16 protein-coding genes, 1 tRNA gene and 1 other RNA gene are annotated in these 24,741 nt (G+C 65.2%); 8 read left to right on the top strand and 10 right to left on the bottom strand.

Annotated elements, in window-relative coordinates; all coding sequences use genetic code 11:
* The first annotated feature begins 50 nt into the window (after positions 1 to 50).
* From purL to SPDO_RS02930, 3 genes are all read left to right on the top strand, one after another.
* Positions 51 to 2,273 (top strand): phosphoribosylformylglycinamidine synthase subunit PurL, encoded by a 2,223-nt coding sequence (purL, locus tag SPDO_RS02940; protein ID WP_088365911.1) that lies wholly within the window; start codon positions 51 to 53, stop codon positions 2,271 to 2,273.
* Positions 2,274 to 2,341: 68 nt separating this feature from the next.
* Positions 2,342 to 3,370 (top strand): hypothetical protein, encoded by a 1,029-nt coding sequence (locus SPDO_RS02935; protein WP_088365910.1) that lies wholly within the window; start codon positions 2,342 to 2,344, stop codon positions 3,368 to 3,370.
* Between the two features lie 159 nt (positions 3,371 to 3,529).
* Positions 3,530 to 5,872 (top strand): AAA family ATPase, encoded by a 2,343-nt coding sequence (locus SPDO_RS02930; protein ID WP_088365909.1) that lies wholly within the window; start codon positions 3,530 to 3,532, stop codon positions 5,870 to 5,872.
* A 35-nt stretch (positions 5,873 to 5,907) separates the two neighbouring features.
* On the opposite strand, the gene lepA is transcribed toward SPDO_RS02930, so the two are convergent.
* A complete protein-coding gene (lepA, locus tag SPDO_RS02925; protein ID WP_088366349.1) occupies positions 5,908 to 7,704 on the bottom strand; it encodes a translation elongation factor 4 in 1,797 nt (598 codons plus the stop codon).
* Between the two features lie 192 nt (positions 7,705 to 7,896).
* On the opposite strand from lepA, the gene SPDO_RS02920 reads away from it, so the two are divergent.
* Both SPDO_RS02920 and SPDO_RS16610 read left to right on the top strand, forming a co-directional pair.
* Positions 7,897 to 7,973, top strand: a tRNA-Pro gene (locus SPDO_RS02920).
* Between the two features lie 251 nt (positions 7,974 to 8,224).
* On the top strand, positions 8,225 to 10,150 hold the full coding sequence (locus SPDO_RS16610; RefSeq protein ID WP_143559566.1) for a hypothetical protein: 1,926 nt from the start codon (positions 8,225 to 8,227) through the stop codon (positions 10,148 to 10,150).
* On the opposite strand, the gene SPDO_RS17095 is transcribed toward SPDO_RS16610, so the two are convergent.
* Entirely contained in the window at positions 10,119 to 10,382 is a 264-nt protein-coding gene (locus SPDO_RS17095) for a hypothetical protein (protein ID WP_143559565.1), read from the bottom strand. The genes SPDO_RS16610 and SPDO_RS17095 overlap by 32 nt on opposite strands.
* Between SPDO_RS17095 and SPDO_RS02915 the strand changes: the two genes are divergently transcribed.
* Together SPDO_RS02915 and mtgA are read left to right on the top strand one after the other, a co-directional pair.
* Positions 10,272 to 11,414: a glycosyltransferase gene (locus SPDO_RS02915; RefSeq protein ID WP_245829151.1), complete on the top strand. Its 1,143-nt coding sequence runs from the start codon at positions 10,272 to 10,274 to the stop codon at positions 11,412 to 11,414. The genes SPDO_RS17095 and SPDO_RS02915 overlap by 111 nt on opposite strands.
* Before the next feature lie 32 nt (positions 11,415 to 11,446).
* Positions 11,447 to 12,124: a monofunctional biosynthetic peptidoglycan transglycosylase gene (gene mtgA / locus SPDO_RS02910; protein ID WP_088365907.1), complete on the top strand. Its 678-nt coding sequence runs from the start codon at positions 11,447 to 11,449 to the stop codon at positions 12,122 to 12,124.
* 143 nt (positions 12,125 to 12,267) lie between these two features.
* On the opposite strand, the gene SPDO_RS02905 is transcribed toward mtgA, so the two are convergent.
* From SPDO_RS02905 to SPDO_RS02880, 6 genes are all read right to left on the bottom strand, one after another.
* A complete protein-coding gene (locus SPDO_RS02905) occupies positions 12,268 to 12,603 on the bottom strand; it encodes a YbaB/EbfC family nucleoid-associated protein (protein WP_088365906.1) in 336 nt (111 codons plus the stop codon).
* Positions 12,600 to 14,306, bottom strand: a complete 1,707-nt coding sequence (locus SPDO_RS02900; RefSeq protein WP_088365905.1) for a DNA polymerase III subunit gamma/tau — start codon at positions 14,304 to 14,306, stop codon at positions 12,600 to 12,602. The genes SPDO_RS02905 and SPDO_RS02900 overlap by 4 nt, the downstream gene beginning before the upstream one ends.
* 116 nt (positions 14,307 to 14,422) lie before the next feature.
* An RNA gene (gene ffs, locus SPDO_RS02895) (signal recognition particle sRNA small type) lies at positions 14,423 to 14,520 on the bottom strand.
* 53 nt (positions 14,521 to 14,573) lie between these two features.
* Positions 14,574 to 14,876, bottom strand: coding sequence for a 2Fe-2S iron-sulfur cluster-binding protein (locus SPDO_RS02890; RefSeq protein WP_088365904.1), 303 nt, complete (start codon positions 14,874 to 14,876; stop codon positions 14,574 to 14,576).
* Positions 14,873 to 15,958: a cysteine desulfurase family protein gene (locus tag SPDO_RS02885; RefSeq protein WP_088366348.1), complete on the bottom strand. Its 1,086-nt coding sequence runs from the start codon at positions 15,956 to 15,958 to the stop codon at positions 14,873 to 14,875. The genes SPDO_RS02890 and SPDO_RS02885 overlap by 4 nt, the downstream gene beginning before the upstream one ends.
* Positions 15,955 to 17,046 carry a cysteine desulfurase family protein gene (locus tag SPDO_RS02880; RefSeq protein WP_088365903.1) on the bottom strand — a complete coding sequence of 364 codons (1,092 nt, stop codon included), beginning with the start codon at positions 17,044 to 17,046 and terminating at the stop codon, positions 15,955 to 15,957. The genes SPDO_RS02885 and SPDO_RS02880 overlap by 4 nt, the downstream gene beginning before the upstream one ends.
* Positions 17,047 to 17,118: 72 nt before the next feature.
* Between SPDO_RS02880 and SPDO_RS02875 the strand changes: the two genes are divergently transcribed.
* Positions 17,119 to 17,775: an alpha/beta hydrolase gene (locus SPDO_RS02875; RefSeq protein WP_088365902.1), complete on the top strand. Its 657-nt coding sequence runs from the start codon at positions 17,119 to 17,121 to the stop codon at positions 17,773 to 17,775.
* Positions 17,776 to 18,065: 290 nt separating this feature from the next.
* Here the strand turns inward: SPDO_RS02875 and SPDO_RS02870 are convergent, their stop codons facing one another.
* Both SPDO_RS02870 and SPDO_RS02865 read right to left on the bottom strand, forming a co-directional pair.
* Positions 18,066 to 22,277, bottom strand: coding sequence for a translocation/assembly module TamB domain-containing protein (locus tag SPDO_RS02870; RefSeq protein ID WP_088365901.1), 4,212 nt, complete (start codon positions 22,275 to 22,277; stop codon positions 18,066 to 18,068).
* Positions 22,277 to 24,421, bottom strand: a complete 2,145-nt coding sequence (locus SPDO_RS02865) for an autotransporter assembly complex protein TamA (protein WP_088365900.1) — start codon at positions 24,419 to 24,421, stop codon at positions 22,277 to 22,279. Before SPDO_RS02865 ends, SPDO_RS02870 begins: the two co-directional genes overlap by 1 nt.
* Positions 24,422 to 24,741: the final 320 nt, after the last annotated feature.

The raw sequence follows: 24,741 nt of genomic DNA, 5'->3' as shown, positions 1-24,741 counted from the left end.
AGAGCGGTCGGTGTGGTGACACCGGCCGCCACCAACGCTATCGCGCGCGCATGACCGCCATCACGCCTGAAGTCGTCGCCGAACACGGCCTGTCCCCCGAGGAATACGATCGCGTGCTCAACGCGCTCGGCCGCGAGCCCAATCTCGTCGAACTCGGCATCTTCTCGGTGATGTGGTCGGAGCATTGCTCCTACAAATCCTCGCGAATCCACCTGAAGAAGCTGCCCACGGAAGCGCCCTGGGTGATCTGCGGCCCCGGCGAGAATGCCGGCGTCATCGACATCGGCGATGGTCAGGCCGCCATCTTCAAGATGGAATCGCACAACCACCCCTCGTACATCGAGCCGTATCAGGGCGCGGCGACGGGCGTCGGCGGCATCCTGCGCGACGTGTTCACGATGGGCGCGCGCCCGGTCGCGAACATGAACGCGCTGCGCTTCGGCCGGCCCGATCACCCCAAGATGCGCCACCTCATCTCGGGCGTGGTCCACGGCATCGGCGGCTATGGGAATTGCGTCGGCGTACCCACCGTTGGCGGCGAGGTGAACTTCCACCCCGCCTATGACGGCAACATCCTCGTCAACGCCATGACGGTCGGCGTCGCGGATCAGGACAAGATCTTCTATTCGGCGGCGTCGGGCATCGGCAATCCGATCGTCTATGTCGGCTCCAAGACCGGCCGCGACGGCATTCACGGTGCTACCATGGCTTCGGCCGACTTTGGCGAGGATGCCGAGGAGAAGCGCCCGACGGTGCAGGTCGGCGATCCCTTCACCGAAAAGCTGCTGATCGAGGCCTGCCTCGAACTCATGGCCTCCGACGCGATCGTCGCGATCCAGGACATGGGCGCCGCCGGCCTTACCTCCTCCAGTGTCGAGATGGCGTCCAAGGGCGGCGTCGGCATCGAGCTGATCATGGACGACGTGCCGCAGCGCGAAACCGGCATGACGCCCTACGAAATGATGCTCTCCGAATCGCAGGAGCGCATGCTGATGGTGCTGAAGCCGGGCCGCGAGGCCTTCGCGGAAGCGATATTCCGCAAGTGGGAACTCGACTTCGCGGTCATCGGCCATGTCACCGACACGGGCCGCATGGTGCTGAAGTGGAAGGGCGACACCGTGTGCGACATCCCGCTCGCCCCGCTCGCCGACGATGCCCCGCTCTACGATCGCCCGCACGTCCCCACCCCGCCCGCCAAGGCGCTGGTCAATGTGCCCGAGTGCAAGGACATCGCCGCCGATCTCGTCACGCTGATGGGCTCGCCGGACATCGCATCGCGTCGCTGGATCTGGGAGCAGTACGACCACATGGTCGGCGCCGACACGGTGCAGCGCCCCGGCGGCGACGCCGCGGTGGTGCGCGTCCACGGCACCGACAAGGCGCTGGCGATCACCACCGATTGCACCCCGCGCTATTGCTACGCCGATCCGATCGAGGGGGGTAAGCAGGCGGTTGCCGAAACCTGGCGCAACCTGACCGCAGTCGGCGCGAAGCCGCTCGCCATCACCAACTGCCTCAACTTCGCCAATCCGCAACGGCCGGAGATCATGGGGCAGATCGTCGGCTGCCTCGATGGCATGGCGCAGGCCTGCCGCGCGCTCGACTATCCGATCGTCTCCGGCAACGTCTCGCTCTACAATGAGTCGAAGGCGACCGGCGGCGGCAGCGCGATCCTCCCCACCCCCGCGATCGGCGGCGTCGGCCTGATGGCGGACTGGAACAAGTCCACCACCATCGCCTTCAAGGGCGCGGGCGACGTCATCCTCGCGGTCGGCACCCGCCGCGGCGATCTCGGCCAGTCGCTCTGGCTGCGCGAAGTCCACGGCCGTGAGGAAGGCCCCCCGCCCCGCGTCGACCTCGCACAGGAAAAGGCCACCGGCGATCTCATCCGCAACGCGATCGACCTCGGCCAGCTCTCCGCCGTGCACGACGTCTCCGATGGCGGCATCGCCGTCACGCTCGCCGAAATGGCGCTCGCCGGCAACATCGGCGCGATGATCGACCGCAAGCAGCCGTTCGACTGCGCGCATTCCTTCTTCGGCGAGGATCAGGGCGTCTACATCGTCACCGTCCACGATCACGCGCTGGCCGATTTCCTCCAGGCCGCGCTCGAGGCCGGGGTCGAGGCGGAGCCGATGGGCCGCACCGGCGGCAAGCGCCTGATCTTCGAGCGGCCGAACCGCGACGACGTCGTCACGCTCGACGCGCTGCGCACTGCGCATGAGGGCTTCTTCCCCCGCCTCATGGGCGCGGAGGTCTCGCTGGAGGGCTGACCCGCCCTCCCGCACCTCCCACCACCGGGGATGTCCTACACCTGCATGTTCGCGCTACGTTCCGCGCCATGCAGCCAGCCCTTCCCCCGCCCGAGCGCGAGGCCGAGCGCAACGCCGACCCGCTCGCCTTCACCCCCGTCCCCCGCCGCGCCCGCCACGATGGCTGGACGGCGGAGCGGCAGCGCGGCTTCATCCGCGCGCTTGCCGAGACCGGATCGGTAAAGGCCGCCGCCCGCCGCATCGGCAAGACCACGGAGGGCGCGTACCAGATGCGCCTGCACCCCGGCGCCGACAGCTTCCGCGCCGCCTGGGAGGCCGCGCTCGCCAGCGGCGTCCAGCGCCTCACCGATATCGCCATGGAGCGCGCGGTGGAGGGCGTACCCATCCCCGTCTTCCACAAGGGCGAGCAGGTCGGCGAGCGCCGCTGGTACAATGATCGCCTGCTGATGTTCATGCTGAAGCACCACCAGCCCGATCGCTACAACACCCCCGCGCTCGCCCCCGGTACCAAGCACGCCGAGACGATCGCGCGCGAGGCGGCGCAGCAATGCCCCGTCTGCCGCGAGCGCGAGGAAACCGCCGCACGCCGCGCCTTCGCCGAGGCGGAGGCCGCCAAGCAGAGCAACGAGGAATTCCTTGTCCACCTCATGCGCACCTATCAGATCAAGGTGCAGGCCGAGCGCCGCGAGCGCCTCGCCGGCGATTGGGCCGCCGCCGATTTCTACCTGCGCCAGCTCAACTTCTTCGAGCTGATCCTCGAAGGCTGCGGCCACCGCATGGACATCATCGACATGCACACCATCGAGAACGGCGAGGAGAACATGTACACCCGCCAGATCAACTGCGGCCCGCTCACCCGCATCCTCGACGACATGCGCCGCAAGATCTGGGAAGCCGCCGGCGAGCCACCCCGCCCGCCGATCGACCTGCGCGAGTTCCTGCCGTACACGAACATGAACCAGCAGGGGGGCACGGCGCGGGAACGCCAGCACGCGCGCGCCGAGGCGCAGCGGCGCATCGCGGCGTCGCAGGCGGTGTGGGAGGCGTCAGCGAGCGAGGAAAAGTGGGCGGCGTTCAAGGCCGCTTCAGGGCGCTAAGCGAAGCTTAGCAACCGTCGCGGAAGCGGCCCCGATCAATAACTGGGATTGAAGGAATCGGAGATGTAGCCCTGTATGCGACGCCAAAGAATCCGGCTTAGCCGCACACCCCGGTTAGGACTTTGACACAACTGCTTTTTCGAGTCAGCCTCTCGATCTATGCTCAGCAAGATCGTGATCAGGAATGTCGGTCTACTCAAAGCCTTCGACACGCCAAATGCGCCGAAGCTCGCAAAGCTCACGTTGTTCTACGGACGCAATGGGCGGGGTAAGTCTACACTGACGTCGGTACTTCGAGCGGCTCGCGACGGCGAGGCGGCGACGGTACTGGGTCGCCAGTCGCTCGGGAACGGCGGGGCGGCACCCAAGGTCGCCCTGATATCTACGGCAGGGAATATTACTTTCAATAACGGCCGCTGGAACACGAGGAGCGCGCCGGTTGAAGTATTCGACACAGCGTTCATCACCGACAACGTTTACGCTGGGGAGCTGATTGAGCTCGCCCACGACCGCGGTCTTTTTTCGATCATCATCGGTGCTGATGGTGTTCGACTGGCGAAGCATCTTGAGAATTTCAACGCCATCGCGAAGAGCTGCGCGACGGCGCTGAAGGAGGCCGAGGTCGCGCTCGCTGATGACGTCCCCTCCGACATGAGCAAGGAGGAATTTTTCGCGCTCGGCCCCAACCCGGACTATGCGAAGCGGCTCGACGCCACCGAGCGCGCTCTTAAGGCAGTCCAACAGGCGGATAAGATCGCCGCCCTCCAGGCGCTGGAGGCAGTGCCATTGCCCAACTTGCCCACCGGCTTCCCTGCCGTGCTCGCCAGCACTGTCGCGGACATTGACGCATCTGCGCGCCGCCGCCTCCTTGAACACTTTAAGCACTTCGGCCTAGACAAAACGGGTGAGGCGTGGATCAGCTACGGCGTCGACCATATTCACGACGACGCTTGTCCTTTTTGCGGCCGCGACGACGTCGACGCCAAAGGTATGGTCACCCTATACGGGCAGATTTTCGGCGAGACGTACCGGGCTCATCTCGGCACCATCACGACCGCCTCGATCGAGTTGGAGGACAGCCTTGGTGAGGACGCCCGGACGGAATTGATCGGCAGCGTCGCCAAGAATGCCGAACGAGCGGCAAAATGGGCCGAATATGTCGAGCTAGGCACGGATCTCACTGACGTGTCCGAGCTCGGGATCCACATCGCGGCGGCCCACAAGGGTGCTAGGGGCTTGATAGATCGGAAGCGGTCATCGCCGCTCGATGTGATCGAGGCAATAGACGAGCTTGCCGCAGTTGGGCGCTCCCTTGGCGCCGCGCGGGAGCTCCTCGACTCGTACAACGCCGCGGTAGCCGCCATCAACGAGGGCACCAAGAAGGCGGTTGCCGCTGCTCCCACGTCCGAGACAGCCGCCACCCTCGCCCGCGACAACGTGAAGAAGCGCATGGCTCGGCACGAGCCCGGCGTTCAGAGCCGGGTCGACGCTTTTTATCGAGCCAAGAGGCGCGACGAGCGGGCACGTCACACCCGCACCAAGATACAGAAGGCGCTCAAAAAGGCGAACGAGGACTCGGCTGCGCACTACCATCAGACCGTGAACCACTACCTAGGGCGGTTCGGCGCCAGCTTCACCATATCCAAGATCACGAATAGCATGCAGGGTAACGCTGGGCAGGCCGACTATGGTCTGCTGATCAAGGGAGAGGCTGTCTCTCGCGGCCGAGGTCGCCCGGCCGACGCGATCCCGACGTTCAGGAACACGCTCTCGGCGGGTGACAAGACGACGCTCGCGCTCGCCTTCTTTCTCGCCAAGCTCGACAGCGACAACTCGCTACACTGCAAGACGCTCGTCGTAGACGACCCCCTGAGCAGCCACGACAGCCACCGGCGCCGGGAGACGGTGAACGCAATCAAGGACCTGTGCGGCCGGTGCCTCCAAGTTATTGTGCTGTCTCATGACGAGTTCCTACTGCGCGAGGTCGAGCGACGCTGTGTGGGCGTCCCATGCGCTGCGTTCCAGATTGACTTCGACGGCGGCGATGAGTGGTCCTCCGTTTCTGCGGTCGACCTCGACAAGCTGTGTCGAGCAGGACACGCCAAGATGATTGAGGAGATTGTGGCTTACGTCGACCACCGTCAGGGGTCCGCCGATAACGTCGTGCTCAAGGTCCGCCAAGTTCTAGAGACCCATTACCGGCGCTCCTACACGGCCTACTTTGCGCACGACCGGAACCTCGGCGGCATCGTGAAGGACATCGCCGACGAAGGCGACTCTCATCCGTGCCACCGAGACCTAAGCCGACTCGACAACTGCAACGACGCGACGTGCGACAAGCACCACGGTGACGACGCCATAGTGTTGGTGAAGAGAGGCGTCGACCCCGACGGTTTGCGAGTGATCGCGGCGGATGCTCTTGAGCTGATCGGAGCGCGACGCCCTGCCGCCACTACGCCGATGACACGCCCTGCTCCTGCCGTGACAGCACTAGCGCCTTAAGCTTTGGGGAGAGTGCTCGTACCGCCCGCCTATCCTCAGGCGTCATCCCCCATTCTAAGAGCAGCAATGAACGCCTCTTGCGGGATGCTCACTGAGCCATATTCCCGCATGCGCTTCTTGCCTTCCTTCTGCTTCTCCAGCAGCTTGCGCTTGCGCGTCGCGTCGCCGCCATAGCATTTCGCGGTCACGTCCTTGCGCAGCGCCGCGATCGTCTCGCGCGCGATCACCTTGCCGCCGATCGCCGCCTGGATCGGGATCTTGAACATGTGGCGCGGGATCAGGTCCTTCAGCCGCTCGCACATGCCGCGCCCGCGCGTCTCCGCGGTGCCGCGGTGGACGATCATGCTCAGCGCATCGACCGGCTCGTTGTTCACCAGGATGCTCATCTTGACCAGGTCGCCCTCGCGATAGCCGATCTGGTGATAGTCGAAACTGGCATAGCCGCGGCTGATGCTCTTCAGCCGGTCATAGAAATCGAACACCACTTCATTGAGCGGCAATTCGTACGTCACCTGCGCGCGCCCGCCGACATACGTCAGGTTCTTCTGGATGCCGCGGCGGTCCTGGCACAGCTTCAGGATGGAGCCGAGATATTCGTCGGGGACGTAGATCGTCGCCTCGATCCACGGCTCGCTGATCATCGCGATCTTGTTGGGATCGGGCATGTCGGCCGGGTTGTGCAGCTCGATCATGCCGCCGTCATGCGTCAGCTCGATCTCGTACACCACGCTCGGCGCGGTGGTGATCAGGTCCAGATCGTATTCGCGCGTCAGCCGCTCCTGGATGATCTCCAGGTGGAGCAGCCCCAGGAAGCCGCAGCGGAAGCCGAAGCCCAGCGCCGCGCTCGTCTCCATCTCGAAACTGAACGATGCGTCGTTCAGCCGCAGCTTGCTGATCGATTCGCGCAGTTTCTCGAAATCGTTGGCGTCGACCGGGAACAGCCCGCAGAACACCACCGGCTGCACTTCCTTGAACCCCGGCAGCGCCTCGGCCGCGGGCCGCTTCGCATCGGTCAGCGTGTCGCCGACGCGCGCCTGCGCCACGTCCTTGATCTGCGCCGTGATGAAGCCGATCTCGCCCGGCCCCAGGTCCGCCAGTTGCTCGATCTTGGGGCGGAAACATCCCACGCGGTCCACCAGATGCTGCGTGCCCGCCTGCATGAAGGTCACCTGCTGGCCCTTCTTCAGCGTCCCGTCGATCACCCGCACCAGGATGACGACGCCCAGATACGGGTCGTACCAGCTGTCGACCAGCATCGCCTTCAGCGGCGCGGTCGCGTCACCCTTGGGCGCCGGGATCCGCTCGACCACCGCGTCCAGGATCTCCTCGATCCCGATGCCCGATTTGGCGCTCGCCAGCACCGCGCCGCTCGCGTCCAGCCCGATCACTTCCTCGATCTCGGCCTTCACCTTTTCCGGTTCGGCCGCGGGCAGGTCGATCTTGTTGATGACGGGCACGATCTCATGGTCATGCTCGATCGACTGGTACACGTTGGCGAGCGTCTGCGCCTCCACGCCCTGCGCCGCGTCCACCACCAGCAACGCACCCTCGCACGCGGCCAGGCTGCGCGACACTTCGTAAGCGAAATCCACGTGCCCCGGCGTGTCCATCAGATTGAGGACATGGCCCTTCCACTCCAGGCGCACTGTCTGCGCCTTGATGGTGATCCCGCGCTCCTTTTCAATCTCCATGTTATCAAGCACTTGCGCCGACATCTCCCGCTCGGAGAGGCCCCCCGTGCGTTGGATCAGCCGGTCGGCCAGCGTCGACTTGCCATGGTCGATATGGGCAATGATCGAGAAGTTACGGATCTTGGAAAGCTCGGTCGCCACGAAATTCTGCCAGCTTGAGTGAGTGCCGCGCGCGTTAGCACCAAGCACGCCAATGCCAAAGCGCCACCTTCACCCACCCGATCACCGCCACTTTCCCGCAACCGGAAAATCGCACGATTAGCCCCTTGCTGCACAAAATTTCGCTGATATAACCCGCCGCCTGCCACCGGCTCCAACCGGTCGGCATCTGGTCGGGGAATAGCTCAGCCTGGTAGAGCACTGTGTTCGGGACGCAGGGGCCGGAGGTTCGAATCCTCTTTCCCCGACCACTTCAATCGCGCAAATACGTCGTGACATACAACCATACACTGGCGCAAACACCGCAGTCGCTGCCGTCTGCGGGATCAGGCCGCTGCCTGCACGGCGCGGAACAGTCATGCTATCGCCGGCACCTCGATCAGTCGCCCGCGTCTTGTCCCTGGCAAACCGCGGTTGACAAAACCGCTGCTGCCGTTCTGTTTGTATAAACGGGATGTCGGGCCACTAGAAGGCTGCAGCGTCGATCGAGATCGGGGATTTGATGCGCGGCGTTGTTGAACAACTGCATGAAACAGAAGGCGTGTACGGCTGGGCGCTGGATCCCGCCGAGCCACAACGCGTCGTCAGTGTCGAACTCTGGGCGGGCACCCTCCGCCTGGCGCAAACCCACACCGGTCTTGATCGTCCGGATGTCTGCTCCACGATCGATGTGGCATGCCGACCAGGCTTCAGGTTCGATGACGACGCGGTGAGCGCGATCACCGATGCTGCTGCACGTGGATATACGGGTGACCTTAGTGTCCGCGTTGCAGGCGCCGGGCGGCTAGGGCTGCAGGTTCCGCCATTGACCCTGGAGATGGTGCGAAAAGAGGCTACGTTTCAACGTAACGACGAGACGCGCTTGCGTGCGACGCTGGAACAGCACCGCGATGCGGCCAGTCCGAAGGCTAATAACATTCAGGCAGGCGGACCCGACCTGCGGATCGGCTATCTCGAGGGAGCCTGGACCAGTCGCACAGGGCGAACCTGGCTCGTCGGCTGGATGATCGACGATGGCGTGGCGGACCGATCGGTAGTTGTCGTCGATACGGCGCGTTGCCCCGCCGGTATCGCCTTCAGCGTGGCCCCGCGCGCCGACCTTGCCGCCGGAGCCAAGGCGTTCGTCGCAGTGATGCTGTCCGAGTGGCAGCTTGATCCCGACCTGCCGCCGCAGATCGTGCTGGCCGACGGCAGCGGACTGCACCTCGAATCCATTCGTAACCGGCCATTGTCAGATGCCGCAGCGATCCTGCCGGTCATTCGCGATACGTTGGGCCGATCGACGGGCAAACATCGCGCGGCCATGCTGGCGCTGTTCGCCGACAACCGCCTGTCGATTGAAGCGCAACCGGTGGCTGAGCGAGTGCAAGTGGACGAAGCAGCGGTGCTCCCGGGGTTCGGCGTTTTCGTGAACGGATGGGCACTCAGCCCGAGTAAGCAGCCAGTCAGCTTCGGCCTGGAAGTCGGCGACCAGGTGATTGACGCCGATGTACCAAGCCAGGGTCGGTTCAACCGACCCGACCTTGCAGGCATCTTCCCGAATGTCGATCAAGCCTTGCAGACCGCCGGCTACGTTTCGTTGTTCCGCTATCCGTTTGATCCAGCGGGGCTCGATCGGCTGGCGCTGACGATCGGCTGGAGCGATGGTACCAGCAGCACGGCAACGATTCCTCCGTTCGCCGTTCGCCTCCTGGGCAAGACCGCCCCCATCGAGTCGCTTTCACGCTTCTATCGCGCCGTGGAGCAGGAGGACTTCTTTCCCGATCTTGCCTATCACGCCGCGCGCGCCGTCCAGGCGCACGCTCGTGAGCTGGTCCAGCATCACGGTCATCCCTCCCGTGCCGCAATCCTGCTAGCTGTCCCGTCGACAGCGGCAGACATCTTCCTGTTGTTCGATCGGGTAAATAGCCACGCAGCAGCCCTGTCGGAGGGCTGGGGCATCGCGTTCATCGCCCGGTCGGACGACCATCGCGGTTTGGTGCTAACCCTGTTCGCGCAGCTGCAACGATCATCCACACGGCCGTGCAGCCTGTTCTTCACGCTGACCGCAGCACCGACGTCCGATGCGATCGATGCAGTCGCTAAAACGCTTTCGGCGGAACGGATCGGCTGGATCGCAAGCCATGTCTCGTTGACCAAGGCGGGGTGGCAAGCCTTCGCCGACGAAACGGAAAGCCTGGCGCTGTTCGAAATCGAAGATCCCGCGGGCGGCCCCTCGCCTGTGCCCGATCTTGACGCGTTCGTGGCCGATCTGTCGCAGTGGCGGCGGATCAGCGGAGCGGCAGTGCCGCAGATCGGCGGCATCCGATTGCCACCGCAACACGGCTCTGCGCCCGTCATCAAGGGTGCGGCATCGCTCCTGCACCCCTCACCTGTCACGCCGTTCACGCGCAAGATCAACGAGGCGATCCGACGTGTTCACGGATAGCGGAAGCAACCGGAGCAACGATGGCTTGGGCCGGATCGCCATCTACAGCCATACGCACCCGTCGCTCACCTCCGGCGGCGCGGAGATCGCCGCTTATGCGCTGTTCCGCGGCCTGCGAACATTGGGTCATGACGCAATCTTCGTCGCCGCCTGCGAAGAGGCGCGGCTCGATCAGATCAGCCTTGGCGCCGATGAATTTGCGTTGCCGGTGCGAAGCGAGTTCTACGATCATTTCTACCACATTGCGCCGCCGGACGTGCGGATGTCGCTTGTGCTCCTGCTGCAAGCGCAGAACGTATCCGTACTGAACGCGCATCACTTCCTGCACATTGGTGTCGGCGCGCTGGCGGATGTGGCGGCTGCCGGCATTCGGGTGGCCTTCACCTACCACGAATATCTCGCGGTCTGTCATAATCACGGCCAACTTGTGACCCGGCCGTCGCAGATGCTATGCGCCGGGCCGTCACCCACGAAGTGCCAGAAATGCTATCCCGACCATAGCAGGCAGCAGTTCGCGATCCGTCAACAACATGTCGCTGGCGCGCTTGATACTGTCGCGGCCTTCATCTCTCCCAGTCGTTTCCTCGCGGATCGGATGATCGAACAGGGCTTTTCGACCGAGCGCTTCACCGTGATCGAGAACGGCGTGGCAACAGGTGCAGCGATGCCCGATCGGCGACACCAGCGTGATATCTGGCGCTTCGGCTATTTCGGGCAGATCAATCCGTTCAAGGGCGTGGATGTCCTGCTCGACGCCTGCGCAATTCTGGCGCGCGATCCTTCGCTGGCATCTCGCCTCCGCATCGCCGTTCACGGTACGTTTGTCGGCCAACCGCACGCATTCGTGGAGCGTTTCCAGGCGGCAGTGGAGGAATACGCCTTCCTATCGTACCTCGGCCCGTACGATAACGGCTCCGTCACCTCGCTGATGGCCGACTGCGACTATGTTGTGATGCCAAGCACATGGTGGGAAAATTCGCCGGTCGTCATCCAGGAAGCGTATCGCGCGCGCCGCCCGGTGATCTGTACCGGCATCGGCGGCATGGCCGAGAAGGTCGTCGATGGGGAAACGGGCCTGCACTTCGCGCGCAACGATCCCGCCGATCTCGCGGATCGGATCGCTTTCGCAGCGGACGAGGCGCTGCACTCCAGGCTTCAGGCGGCGCTACCCCAACCACTCACGCCGATCGACATGGCGGAGCGCTATGCGGCGGTATTTCGTGAGGTGACGAACACTGCCGTCGCTGCGGCGCCGGCCCATTGATCTTCCGCCGCTTTCGGGCCTAGCAGCACGCCATGGCCGCAACGTTACTCAGATTTTTGCTCAAGGCCGCGCTCTGGTTCGTGGGCCTGTCGGTGCTGCTCGTCGCCGTGCTGCGCTTCGTTCCGCCGCCGATCACCTTTACCATGGTCGGCGACCTCTTGGGTGGGCACGCAATCACCAAGGAATGGCGCGCCCTTGACCGAATCGACCCGGACATGGCGCGCGCGGCGATCGCTGGTGAGGATGCGAAATTCTGCTCCCACCACGGTTTCGATTTCGGGGCGATCGCAGGCGCTGCCTATAGCAACGCCAAGGGCAGGCGCATCCGCGGCGGCTCCACCATCAGTCAGCAGACCGCCAAGAACGTATTCCTGATCCAAGGTGGCGGGTATGTTCGCAAGGCGTTCGAGGCGTGGTTTACCGTCCTGATCGAGGCGATCTGGGGCAAGCGCCGCATCATGGAAATGTATCTCAACGTCGCCGAGACCGGCATCGGCACCTATGGCGTGGAAGCCGGTGCCATCCGTTACTTCAACCATTCGGCAGACAAGCTGTCGCCCACCGAAGCGGCAAGGATCGCCGCCGTATTGCCGCTGCCGAAGAAGCGTGAGGCCGTCGCACCCCGCGGCTTCGTCCGGCGCCACGGCAACGTCATCGCCCGCCACGTCGGCGTGGTACGGCGGCAGGGATTGGACGCCTGCCTTCGCTAGCGGTCGGGCGCACCCGCGCTACTCCATTGATCCGCTAGCGGCAGCGCTCGCTAGCTTGGACGACACCGCCACGCCGCACCGCCGTGCTCCGCACGCGCTTCCTTCAGCGGCACCGGTGATTGCCACCAGTGCCGCTGCCGGCATCAGAACGGGAGCTTGAAGCCCGGCGGCAGCGGGATACCGCTCGTCATCTTGGCCATCTCCTGCGACGAGGCCGCATCGGCCTTGGCGCGCGCATCGTTGAACGCGGCGGCGACCAGATCTTCCAGCATCTGCTTTTCGGCAGGCACGATCAGCGTGTCGTCGATCGTCACCGAAAGGATGCGCCCCTTGGCCGTTGCGCGAACCTTCACCAGCCCGCCGCCGGCAGCGCCCTCGACTTCGATCGTGTCCAGCGTCGCCTGCGCTTGGTCCATCTGCTTCTGCACATTCTCGGCCGCGCTCTGGGCGGCGGCGAGAAGCTCGTTGATATCCTTCACGCGTTGTTCCTCTTCTTGGGCCAGTCAATCAGCTCGGCGTCCGGGAATGCCGCCAGCGCGGCCTCCACCAGCGGCGTCGCCAGCACCGCCTGTCGATCAGCCTCTGCAGCGGCGTCCGCCGCCTCCTTCAGCGTCGGCTCTCCCGGCGCATCCAGCAGTGACAACTTCCAGACCGCGCCAGTGATCCCGCGCAACGCCGCCACGGTCTCCGCCAGCGTATCGGCCGCAATCGGGCGCGCGCCGCTGAACACGATCTCGGGCGGCGCATAGCTGACAACGCGTGCGCCGTGCGCCAGTCGCACGGCCAGCAGATGCTGACCGTGGTTCTCCAGCAATGCGACCAACGCTGCGAAGGTCTCAGGCTCCTGCGATGGATCTGATGCTGGCTGTACCGGAGCAACTGGTACCGCGGCCTGCGGCAACGCCGATTGCGCCGACGCCGCAGCACGCGTGCTCGGCATCTCAGAAGGTGCGGCGGCCACCGGCGGCTGATCACTCCGGCCTTCGCTCAAATGTCGAGCAAGCTCGCCAGGATCGGGCAGGCTGCGGGCATGAACCACACGCAGCAACGCCATTTCGGCCGTCTCGATCGGCAGCGCCGCCCGAGCGACTTCATCATGCCCCTTGAGCAACAACTGCCATAATCGATGCAGCAAGGGGAACGAGAGCTTCTCTGCCCACTCACGGTAGGCGTCACGCTCTTCCGCCGGTTGCGCCGGGTCTTCCGCGGTGCCGACCTTGACCAAGGTTACGCCGTGCACCGCCTCCAGCAGGGCGCGCAGCACCCCCTGCGAATCGACGCCGTAGTCATATTGCCGGCGCAAAGCCGCCAGCGCACCCGGCGCATCGCCGCCGAGCAACAACGCAAGCAGATCGCGCACGGCGCTGCGATCCGACAGGCCCAGCATCTCGCGCACGGCTGGCGCTTTCACGCCGCCACCCTCCAGATCGGCATGGGCGATCGCCTGATCCAGGATCGACAAGCCATCGCGTGCCGATCCCTCGGCCGCCCGCGCGATCAGCGCCAGAGCCTCTGGCTCGGCAGTCACGCCTTCCGCCTCGCACACCGCTGCGAAGTGCGCGGCCAATCGCTCGGCCGGGATGCGTCGCAGGTCGAAGCGCTGGCAGCGCGACAGCACCGTCACCGGCACCTTGTTCACCTCGGTCGTGGCGAACAGGAACTTTACATGCCCCGGCGGCTCCTCGAGCGTCTTCAACAGGCCGTTGAATGCCGCCTTCGACAGCATGTGCACTTCGTCGATGATGTACACTTTGTACCGCGCCGACACCGCAGCATAGCGCGACGCCTCGATGATCTCGCGGATATCGTCGATGCCGGTATGGCTGGCGGCGTCCATCTCGATCACGTCGATATGGCGCCCTTCGGCGATCGCGCGGCACGGCTCGCACACGCCGCACGGATCGATCGATGGCCCGCCGTTGCCGTCAGGTCCGATGCAGTTCAGCGCCTTTGCGATAAGGCGCGCGGTAGACGTCTTGCCCACCCCGCGTACGCCGGTGAGCAGAAACGCATGCGCGATCCGATCGCGCCGGATCGCATTCTCCAGCGTGCGGACCATCGCTTCCTGGCCGATCAGCGCCTGAAACGTCTGCGGGCGATATTTGCGCGCCAGCACGCGATACGCGTCGCCGCCGCGCGTTGGCTGAACCGGTTCGTCTAGGCCAAGAAGGGAGTCGGTCATCGCCGTCTATCTAGGCGCGCGAACAAGGCTTGTCGAAGGGAGAAGACCATCCAGGCAGCGCCACGGATCGGCAACTGAGCAGACACGCCACTCTCGATCATCGCTGGGGCATGAGGCGCGGTGGGAGCCGGAACGACCCGCGGCGAAATCGTTGTGGCTGCTTCCGTCAGGATCTGACCAGGTTGGCGACGACCACGTCCGCCCGACTCCCGCGCGCCATATGGCCGAGCGTTTCGCCTCGTTCAAGCCCATCGTGGCAGGCAATTCTCAGGGGATGCGAACGAAAAGGCCGTCAAGCGCCGCGGTGAGCACGATCTGGCACGATAAACGGCTGGTTCGCGCCGCATCTGGCGCCAGATCCAGCATGTCTTCCTCGTCTTCGCTCGCTGCCGGCAACTTGGGAAAGTGCTCCGGCGACACGATCACATGGCAGGTCGCGCACGCCATCTGCCCTTCACACGTCCCCTCCAACGGCATGCCCGCGCGCTGCGCGACGTTCAAAAGCCGATCACCCGGCGACGCATCCGCCTCCACAATGGCGCTGTCCGCAGTTTGAAAGCACACCTTCATGCGGGAAGCTGCTGCGCGTCGGCAGCAGCGATGATCTCGTTCAGCCCTTTTTCCAGCTCCGCCTCGGTCGTGTAGCGCCCGAAGCCCAGCCTGATCGAGGATCGCGCATCGGCATCAAGCAGGCCGATCGCCTTCAGCACATGCGAAGGCCGACCCGATCCGCTCGCACACGCCGATCCGGCGGAGAACGCGACATTTCGGCAGTCGCTCATCAGCCTGTTCACGTCCAGGCCGCGCCGCCGCACGTTCAGGTTGCCGCGATAGCGATGCTCCACCGACCCGTTGATCGTCCAGCCGCGTAGCCGCTCGGTCGCCATGTCCCATAGGCGGTCGACGTGCGCCGTGTCGGCCGCGTGCCGCTCCTTCATCAGTCGTGCCGCGACGCCGAAGCCTACGCACAAGGCAGGGCTCAACGTGCCGGACCGGCCGTGCTCCTGCTCTCCACCATCGAGCAGCGGGTCGAGCGTCACACCATCGCGGATCCACAGCGCGCCGATCCCCTTTGGCCCGTGAATCTTGTGTGCCGAGATTGCCACCATGTCGCACGTGTCGGGCACAGCGATGCGACCATAGGCCTGCACCGCGTCGCATAAGACCTGCGTGCCATGCTGCCGCGCGATCCGGGCAAGCTCGGGCACGGGTTGGAGCACCCCGATTTCGTTGTTGACCAGCATCGTGGCCAACACGCCGGCGCCCTGCCCCAGCACGCGGCGCGCCACCCACAGGTCGATCCGGCCATCCGGTCGCACGGGCAACACGGTCACCTCCCGCCCACGCGCCCCCTCGGCGCGCACCGTGTCCAGCACGGCGGCGTGTTCGCTCGCGATGGTGACGATCGAACCGCGACTGCCCTTCAACGCCCAGTTGAGCGCCTCCGTCGCGCCACTGGTGAACACCAAGCGGCCGCCCTGCGGCAGCAGCGCCGCAATCTGCTCACGCGCCACCTCGATCGTCGCCTTGGCCGCTCGCCCCATTCGGCTGGCCGAATGCGGATTGGCGAACTGGTCCCGCAGCCACGGCACCATCGCCTCGAACGCTTCGGGCGCAAGCGGGGTCGACGCCTGATAATCGAGATAGATCATGCCGCGAGCGTCCGGGCACCACGGGCGATCCGCCGCCATGCCGTGATGAAACGGTCAACGTCATCCACGGTGGTATGCCGTCCGAAGCTCACGCGGATCACCTCGCGCGTATCCTCCGTGCTCCAGCCCATCGCCCGGAGCACATGGCTCGGCTTCAGGCTGCCACTGGCACACGCACTCCCTGCCGACACTGCGATCCCCTCCAGATCGAGCTGGATCAGCTGCGCATTGGCGCTCACGCCCGGCAGCCGATAGCTACCGACAGCGGGATTGCGCGGCGCCTCGTCGCCGACCACCAGCCCACCGGAACGCCGCACCGCATCGTCCAGCTGCGCCCGCAACAGTCCATGATCCGGCTCGGGCTCGCCCAAAGCTGCGGCATAGCCCAGCGCCGCCGGCAAATTTTCCGTCCCCGCACGATAACCTCGTTCCTGACCACCCGTGGGGGTCAACGTAGCAAGATCGCGCACGAGCAACGCGCCGATACCCGGCGGTCCGCCACGTTTATGCGAAGACAAGGCAACGAAGTCGGCGTTGTCGGAGAGCGCCTGCGATGCCGGCATCTGCGCCGCATCGACCAGCAAAAACGCCCCGGCCTGCGCCACGACGGCCGCAATGGCGGCAAGCGGCTGAAGCACTCCCGTCTCGCTATTGCACCACTGAACACAGACCAGTGAGCGCCCCCCGCCCGTGCGTGACGCAGACAACAACTCGGCAAGACGATCCCGATCGATGCGACCATTTCCGTCTACCGGAACTGGCTCCGCACCGTCGCCCGCCGCACGGAACACCGCGTCATGCTCGACCTGCGAAACGAACCGCGTGTCCACGACGCTGCGGCGGAGCGCGATCCACAGCGATTCGCTTGCCCCGCTTGTCAGCAACACCTCTCCCGACCAGCCATAAGCGCGGCCGACGGCAGCCCGTGCCTCCTCCAAGGCCGCCCTTGCGGCCCGTCCTTCGCCATGCGGCGACGAAGGATTCGCCCATATCTCCAGCCCGCGCAGCATGGCGTCGCGCGCCGCAGGGGTCATCGGCGTGGTGGCGGCATGATCCAGATAGAGGCGTTGAGGCAAAACTCGTTCCATATTCGGGTGCGATCCCTATATAGCCCTTCGTTCAACGCGCCACATCCGCGGCACTAAACTGACAGAGTATCGATGCCCGAAGTGATCTTTCCTGGCCCCGAGGGCCGTCTCGAAGGGCGTTTCGCCCCCGCTCCCAAGCCGCGCGCGCCGGTCGCGATGATCCTGCATCCGCACCCGACCGCAGGCGGGACGATGAACAACCACATCGTCCAGGCGCTCTACAAGACGTTCCAACGCCGCGGTTTCGCGACGCTGCGCTTCAACTTTCGTGGTGTCGGCAAGAGCCAGGGCACCTTTGACAATGGCGTCGGCGAATTGTCCGATGCGGCCAGCGCGCTTGACTGGGTGCAGAGCTTCCACCCGGAAGCGTCGACCACCTGGATCGCCGGGTTCAGCTTCGGTGCGTGGATCGGCATGCAATTGCTGATGCGGCGGCCGGAGATCCGCGGCTTCATCTCGATCGCGCCGCCGGCGAACCTTTACGATTTCACGTTTCTGGCCCCCTGCCCGTCGTCGGGCATCATCATCCAGGGCGCCGAGGACGAGGTGGCCACCCCGCCCGCGACGCAGAAGCTGGTCGACAAGCTCAGGACGCAAAAGCACATCACGATCCACCACGACGTGATCCCGAAGGCCAACCATTTCTTCCAGCACGAGATGGGTGAGCTCATGACGTCGGTGGACGATTATCTCGACATGAGGCTGGATCCGAACTCTCCGATCCGGTGACCGTCAGGTCGGTGTGGCGGCCCGTGGCTGCCCACCGGTTGGTTCGAGGTCAGTTCGAAGGGCGTTTCGCAGCCCCGATCACATTCTGATTCATCTTTTCGCGCGCCAGAGGCCATTTGCTTCTGGCGCGCATTTGCATGTCAGTGGTGTAGCCTACTGCGTTGCGCAGGCCTGCGTGTGAAAGACGCTGAGCGAAGCCTACCCTTCACCGTAACGATGCACCCACTGCTCGCGGCCGACCACAAGCGCGCCGGCATGCCGATTGAGGCACACCGGCTGAACGCCTGCGATCAATAGTCCTTGGAATAGCGCAGCTGCGCATTCGATCCGCCGAACGATCCGGCCTGGGTCAGCAGGCTCAGCGATCGGGTGAGTGCGATGGTCAGCTGCGTCGCGGTGAACCCACGCGCATCGGTCACGATCTCCACATAGATGTCGTCGGTCAGATACTTGCCCGCCGCCAATGCGGTGCCGCGACCGGACGCATCGTCCGCACCCAGCACGCGCAGGCGATCGAAACCAGTCGCCGACCGCAGCTTGCCCAGCGGGTTCAGCCCGCCGCCAGAGCCACGCAGCGAGTTGAGCGCAGCGGCCAGCTGGATGGCTTCCGTGGCCGACAAATTCTCCGGGTTGGTGCCGAACAGCAGGCGGCTCAGCACCTCGTCCTGCGGCAGCGGCGGGGTGGAGGTGAAACTGATCTGCGGCCGCTGCCCAGTGCCCGTCACGTTGATGACGAACGTCACGCCATCGTTCTGGGTCGTCGCCCGGATATCGATGTCGGGATCGGTCAGCGCGCCACCGCGGAAGCGGACGCGTCCGCGCTCCACCTCGAAGCGCTTGCCGGCGAACGAATAGGTGCCGCGTACCAGATCCAGGCCGCCGGCAATCGTCGGAGCAGCAGAGGTGCCGCCGATCCGCATGTCCGCTTCCCACTCGCTCTCCAGTCCCATGCCGGAAACGAACAGGCGATTGTCGGCGCGCACGCGCATGTCGAGGCGGAACAGCCCCGGCGGCGATGCCGGCGCCGGCCGATCGGTGATCCGCGCAGGGCGGATGTCGCTCTTGCGGCGAACACCGGTCAGCTCGGGCACTTCGGCCGAGCCTTGACGGATTATTTCGTAGCGCGCCTCCGGAATGGTCAGGTCTGCCTTGATCAACCCGCCATCGCGGCCGTTGGTCACCGATACGGTCCCGCTCACGGTCGCGCCGATGGCGTCCGATTGGGCCAGCTGCGCGTCATCAAGTCGTGCGTCGATCTGCAACGGATACCCAAGGTCGCCTGCCAGGCTCACATACCCCTGCGCCCGGACCGATCCGTCACCCGCCTTCGCCGTCAGGCTGTCGAGCTGCAAGCGGTCGGCCGTGAACCGCGCACGCACCGCCATGTTGGACAGGCGCGTACCGTATGTCTCGTTTTCGTAGATCAGATTGTCCGCCCGGATCATGCCATTCAGCTGCGGAGAGGACACGCGACCCGAGAAATCGGCGGCAACCACCATCGGTCCGGTCAATTGCTGTTCGGCGAGACCGGCGAGGCTGAACAGCACGCTCGACGGGCCATTGTAGCGGATTCCGCCGCTCAATGGTGCCGCCATCAGCTGCGATGCCCATGAGCCGCCACCGCCGACCGGACGCAGGAATGCCTGTGCCCGGCCGATCGTCGTCGCCCCGCGCTTCACCAGCGCCCGCATCTCGCCGCCATTCTGCACCAGCCGACCGGCAACCACTACGTCGACCGGCTGCGACACGCTGGCCAGGCTCGACCGCGTGAAGTTGCTGATCGTCAGGCGGGCATCCGCCTGCGGGAAGGCACTGGAACTGCTTTGCGTAAAGTCCAGGCTGCCGGTCGCCTTGCCGCCCAGCCCGAGGTTCGGGACCAGCGCGTTGGCGATCGACAGGTCCAGACTGTCGAGCCGGAGCTGCGCGGCAAGCCCGTTGCCATAGCTTCCCGCGATCCGCAGTCGCCCCTGGTCGAAAGCGATCGCCGTCGGCGCAAGCCGGTAGCTGCCGTTCGCCGCGGTGATACGCGCCGGATTTTGCGTGGCGAAGTTGATGTTGTTCGCCTGCCCCTTCAGCGCCACGACATACTCGTTTGGCGAAAGGCGCGCGTTGGCTGCCAGTCGGAACGGTACGCTGTTGGATCCGGTCAGCAAGGCCTGCGCCGTGCCGCGCCCGCCGGCATAGTTCACCTTCACGCGTCCGGTCTGGATCACCGTCGGGCCGTAGCGAAGATCGGCTACCTGCGCGTCCGCGACGATCTGCGGCTGATCGTAAAGCACCACGCTTGCCTTCACGATCGCGCGGCCGATCACGAAATCGACATCGCCCGGGATCTTGGCGGCATTCGCCCGCGCATCGACGTCCGCGCGCTGGTACTTGCCTTGCGCGCCGAGCACCGCCGCGCCCGACAACCCCGATCCGGCGAACTGCACCCGGCCTGCGAACGGCCCGGCCGGGGTTTGCACCACACGGCCCGAGAAATTCACACCAGCGAATACCACCCGGCGAATATCGATCGCCAGCTGCGTTCCCGGGTTTACCAGAACGTCGGCGTTGAACGGGCCGTAGGTTGTCCCGCCAGTCGCCGTCACCGCATAGGCGCCGCCGCGCCCGACGATCCGCGCATCCAAATTCGCCAGCCCGATGCCAAGCCCCGGACGGGGCGCGCGAAGGTTGACGACAGGCGCTGTCGCACTGCCCGTCACGCGCGCGAACAAGGGGCCGTATTGCGCCGAAAAGGCATCAGCCTCCACCAGCACGGCGCCGGTGTTCAGATCGTAACGGCCGCTGCCGCGCGTCACTCGGAACGATGGCGCGGTCACGCGCAAGTCGCGGAACGTGACGAGCCCGTCGGTGTCGTAGCCGACATTGGCGACCGCTACGGCATTGCCGCCCAGGAACGTCCGCACGCCATCGTTGAAGATCTCGCGCGTCTGGATGCCCACCCGCCCGATCACGCCGAAGCCGCCGTTCGGCTTGGTCACCAATTTCGCATCGGTATCCAGGTTGATGATGCCGACGCCATCGACACGGAAGTTGTTGACCCGCCCCTTGATCGCGCCGGTGTAGCGCCCCGTCTCCATGTTCGCCGCGATGATTGCCGTCGCGTCGATCGTGTCGGATCGGATACGTAGATTGTCCGAAAGGATCGTCGGCATGTCGATGGCGATGTCGCCTTCGATCCGGGCGTTGGTCGTCAGGCCGCCAAGCGCCGGATTGAGGCCGCCGATCCGGCGTGCGCGCGCCTTCACAGGCACCAGGATGCGCGCAGAGTCCACCCGCGCCAGCCCTTCGGCGTAAAGGTTCTCCACCACCGTGTCGCCAAAGCCGAGCGTTGTCGCGCGCAGCTTGTAATCGATTGTCGGCGTGGCGAATGCGCCGTCCAGCACCGCGCGTGCGAGCACGTCGCGCCCGCGCAAATTCGGCGCAATGGCGCCGGGTGTCAGCAGCCTGGCATCCACGGCGAAGTTGCCGAAGCGGCTGTTCGCAAGGTCGATCAGACCGCCCGCATCGATCGCCAGCGCATCCGACCGCAGCTTGATGCGCGTATCCACGCGCCGCTCTTCCAGCGTGGTGTCGATCGCGACCTGAAGACGCGGCGCGGTGAGCCGCTCGACCGGTCCTTCCAGATACAGGCCGGGCTGGGTCGCGCCGCGAACCGTGATCTGTCCGTTGCGCGCGGTAAGGTTTAGATCGGCCAAACGACCGCCGCCCAGATCGGCAACTGCCTTGCCCTGCCACGACGCCCAGCTGCCGCGGCCACCGATCGTCGCGGTGAGCGGTGCCTTGGTCCCCGCCAGCGAGGAGATGACGCCGCCGACCGGCGCGGCAAGCCGCACGTCGACGTCGAGCTTGTTGTCCTCCGGCACGGCATCAAGCCGCAGCCGCAGGCGGTCGCCGCCAGCCATGCCCTGCCCACGCAGCGCCGCAGCATCGACGCTCAGCTGCGCGCGGCGGTTCGCGATATGCGCCGACCCTTCGATTTTGCCGACATGCCGTTGGCCGGCAACCGGCGGCTCCATCACGAAGCGATCGACGCTCAGTCGATCGATGTCGATGTCGATGTCCGGCAGCAAAGGTGCGTTGGGATCGCTTGGCTGCGGGATCAGCTCCGGATTGCGCGCCATGGTGATCAGCGCGCTTTGCAGGCTGCGCACATCCACATGATTGTTGATGAACGCGAACGGACGCCAATTCACCTCTAGCCGCGGCGACGAGATGAACACGCCCTTGGGATCGCTGACCCGCACATCAGTTAGCACCATGCGGCCGTATAGCGAACCATCGATCCGCCCGACCTTGATGTTGAGCCCGCTCGCCGTCTTATAATTGCCGAGCTGGTCGGCGACGAACCGCCGCCCCGGATCGGTATTGATCCCGAATACGACGACAAGCACCAGCAGCAGCAGACCGGCGATCGCGATGCCGATCCATTTCAGGATGCGCTGCCACAGGGGGCGGTGCGTGGTTTCGATCCGGTCGGGCGCGGTATCTTCGGTCATCAGAACGCCTGTCCGATCGAGACATAAAGGGCGACTCTTCCGTCGCCCTCTCGCGGGTTCAACGGCGTCGCGATGTCGACGCGCATTGGCCCGAAATTGGTGTAAAATCGCCCGCCGATGCCCGCGCCGAAGCGCAGGTCGGAGCCCTTGGGGAAGGTGCTCTCATAAGCGTTGCCGGCATCGATAAACGGCACGATGCCGAAATTGCCGAAGCGGTAGCGCGCCTCGAGCGCGAATTCGTTCAAGCTGCGGCCACCCACCGGGCGCAGATCCCCGATGTCGATCTCACCATCCTCGTTGGGCACCAGCGACGACACCGGCTCGAACGGGCCGAGCCGCTGGAAACCATAGCCGCGCACCGATCCACCGCCGCCGCCGTAATAACGCCGCGATGGCGCAAGATCGTCGCGATCGATGCCGAAGATCGAGCCGGCGCGCGCCCGCCCGGCGATCACCAGGCTGTCGCTCACCGGATAATAGAACGTGCCCTCGATCATCGTGCGGGCATAGGGCCGCACCGAATCCTGCACCGACGTTTCCGGGCTGATATTCACCTTCAGGCGATAGCCGCGCGTTGGGTTGAGCAGGTCGTCGGACGTATCCCAAACGGCCTGCGTCGGCAGCGCCGCGATGCCATAGGTGCGGCGCACGCGCTCGTTCAGATCGAAGTCGAAGACGCGCTCGTTCGTTCCCGTCAGCTCGGCGCCAAACGCATAAGTGAAGCGCTTTTGCCAGATCGGCGTCGAATCATACGCCCAGCGAATGAAAGCCGTGCCGGTGAACGCGTCGAAGGCGTCATAGGTCTGGTGGTTCGCTGCGATGCCCGTCGAAAAGGTCCGATCGCGCCGTCCCGCATTCTGCCGCCGGAGCGTTGCCGAGGCGCCTTGTTGCTGCGTGCCCGCAATCGCCGTCAGGATCAGCGCGCCTTCGGGCGGGAACAGGTTCCGGTGGGTCCACGACCCTTCCAGCTTCACGCCCTCGCCGGTACCGTAGCCGCCACTCCCGGCAAGGCTGCGCCACAGCCCCTTGGATTGGCGCACCAAGAGGTCGACCTGCTCCGTCCCGTCCGGCCCCGGGCGCCCGGTCCGCACCGGCTCCACGCCGACCGTGCCGAACAGGCCCGTCGCCACCAGCGCCTCGCGCAGATCGTCGCGCTTGCGCGTGTCGTACAACTCGCCCTGCTTGAACCGCGGAAAGATGCTGAGATGCTCGAGGTCGAAAACCGCCTCGCCTTCCGTTCGCAACACGCCGAACGAAGAGCGCGGCCCCGTCTCCACCGGCAGCGTGTAATCGCCGGTCAGCGTCTCTTCATCCAGCAGGATGTCGCGATCGCCGATGTCGACAAAGGGGTATCCGCGCTGCGGCAGCACCAGTGCGACATTCGCCTCGGCGCCTTGCACCCGAGCCGCCTCCAGCGGATCGCCGGTCTTGAGCGGAAGCTGATCGCGCACGAGATTGGGTGGCACCGTCGGCCCTGCGACCACGGTGATGTCACCCAGCTTGTAAAGTTTGCCCGGCGTCGCCGTCAGCACGGCGCGCAGGCGCCCCGGCTCGGTGCCGACCGTTTCCAGCGCGGAACTTGCCACGCCGTCGTAATAGCCGATCGATTTCATCAGCCGTACCGCGAGTTGCTCGTCCTCGCGGGCGCGCGCACTCACCTGCGTGCTGTTCGCCGCCTTGCCGTCGCCGTCCTTCAGGGCGGACAAAGACTTGAATTCGTCCTCCAGCCCAATCTCCTTCAGGCCACGCACCGCCATCTCATACCGGATTTCAGGACGGTTCGCCTCGGCGACGTCAACGTCCGTCTCCAGCGGCACGGTTTGCGTCGCGCTCAGGGGCGGCAGCGGCTGCTGCAACTCGACGGCAGTTTGCGGCGCGATCGCGGGCTCACCGGTCACGGGCGCCGGCTCGGCCGTAGCGGGCGTGGCACCGACGGGCGCGGGAAAGGTAGAAGGCGGCGCCTCCGAGAGAGCCGGCATCGGCTCCAACGGCGCGTTCAGGTCGCTCGACAGCGGCGGCAGCGCAGCATCGAACGTTGCGTCGGGAATGATCGGGCCGGCGGCGTCATCAGCGGTGTCGCGTTTAGACACCGCTTCTTTCGGCGCATCAGGCCCTTGCGCCGGCGCCGTACCCGGCTTCGCCATTTGCGCCGTCGCGCCGGACGAAGCAGCCAGCAACGCGACGGCAAGCCAGCGGTGACACCCCGAATTGAAACTCACATCGGCCCCTTTTCAACCGGGACCATCGATATTTCGATCTTGCCCCCGGCGGTTAACGCGCTTCTGCCGCTTTGGTTTCATACCTGACAAAGGCTGTTACCGGCGCGACATGTTGCGACATGTTGAGGCTGGCAAGTCGTCGCAAAAGTGATTACCCGACCACCCACACGGCACGGTGACCCTCGCCGCCCCGTCCTCATCGCACGCTGCGGAGATCACGGTATAATGTTTCGTGCGCCCGGTTG

The organism is Sphingomonas dokdonensis (assembly GCF_002197685.1).
In the GTDB taxonomy this organism is placed as follows: domain Bacteria; phylum Pseudomonadota; class Alphaproteobacteria; order Sphingomonadales; family Sphingomonadaceae; genus Sphingomonas; species Sphingomonas dokdonensis.
Note: the sequence above shows the minus strand (reverse complement) of the source record. Positions and strands in the feature narration are given on the sequence as shown.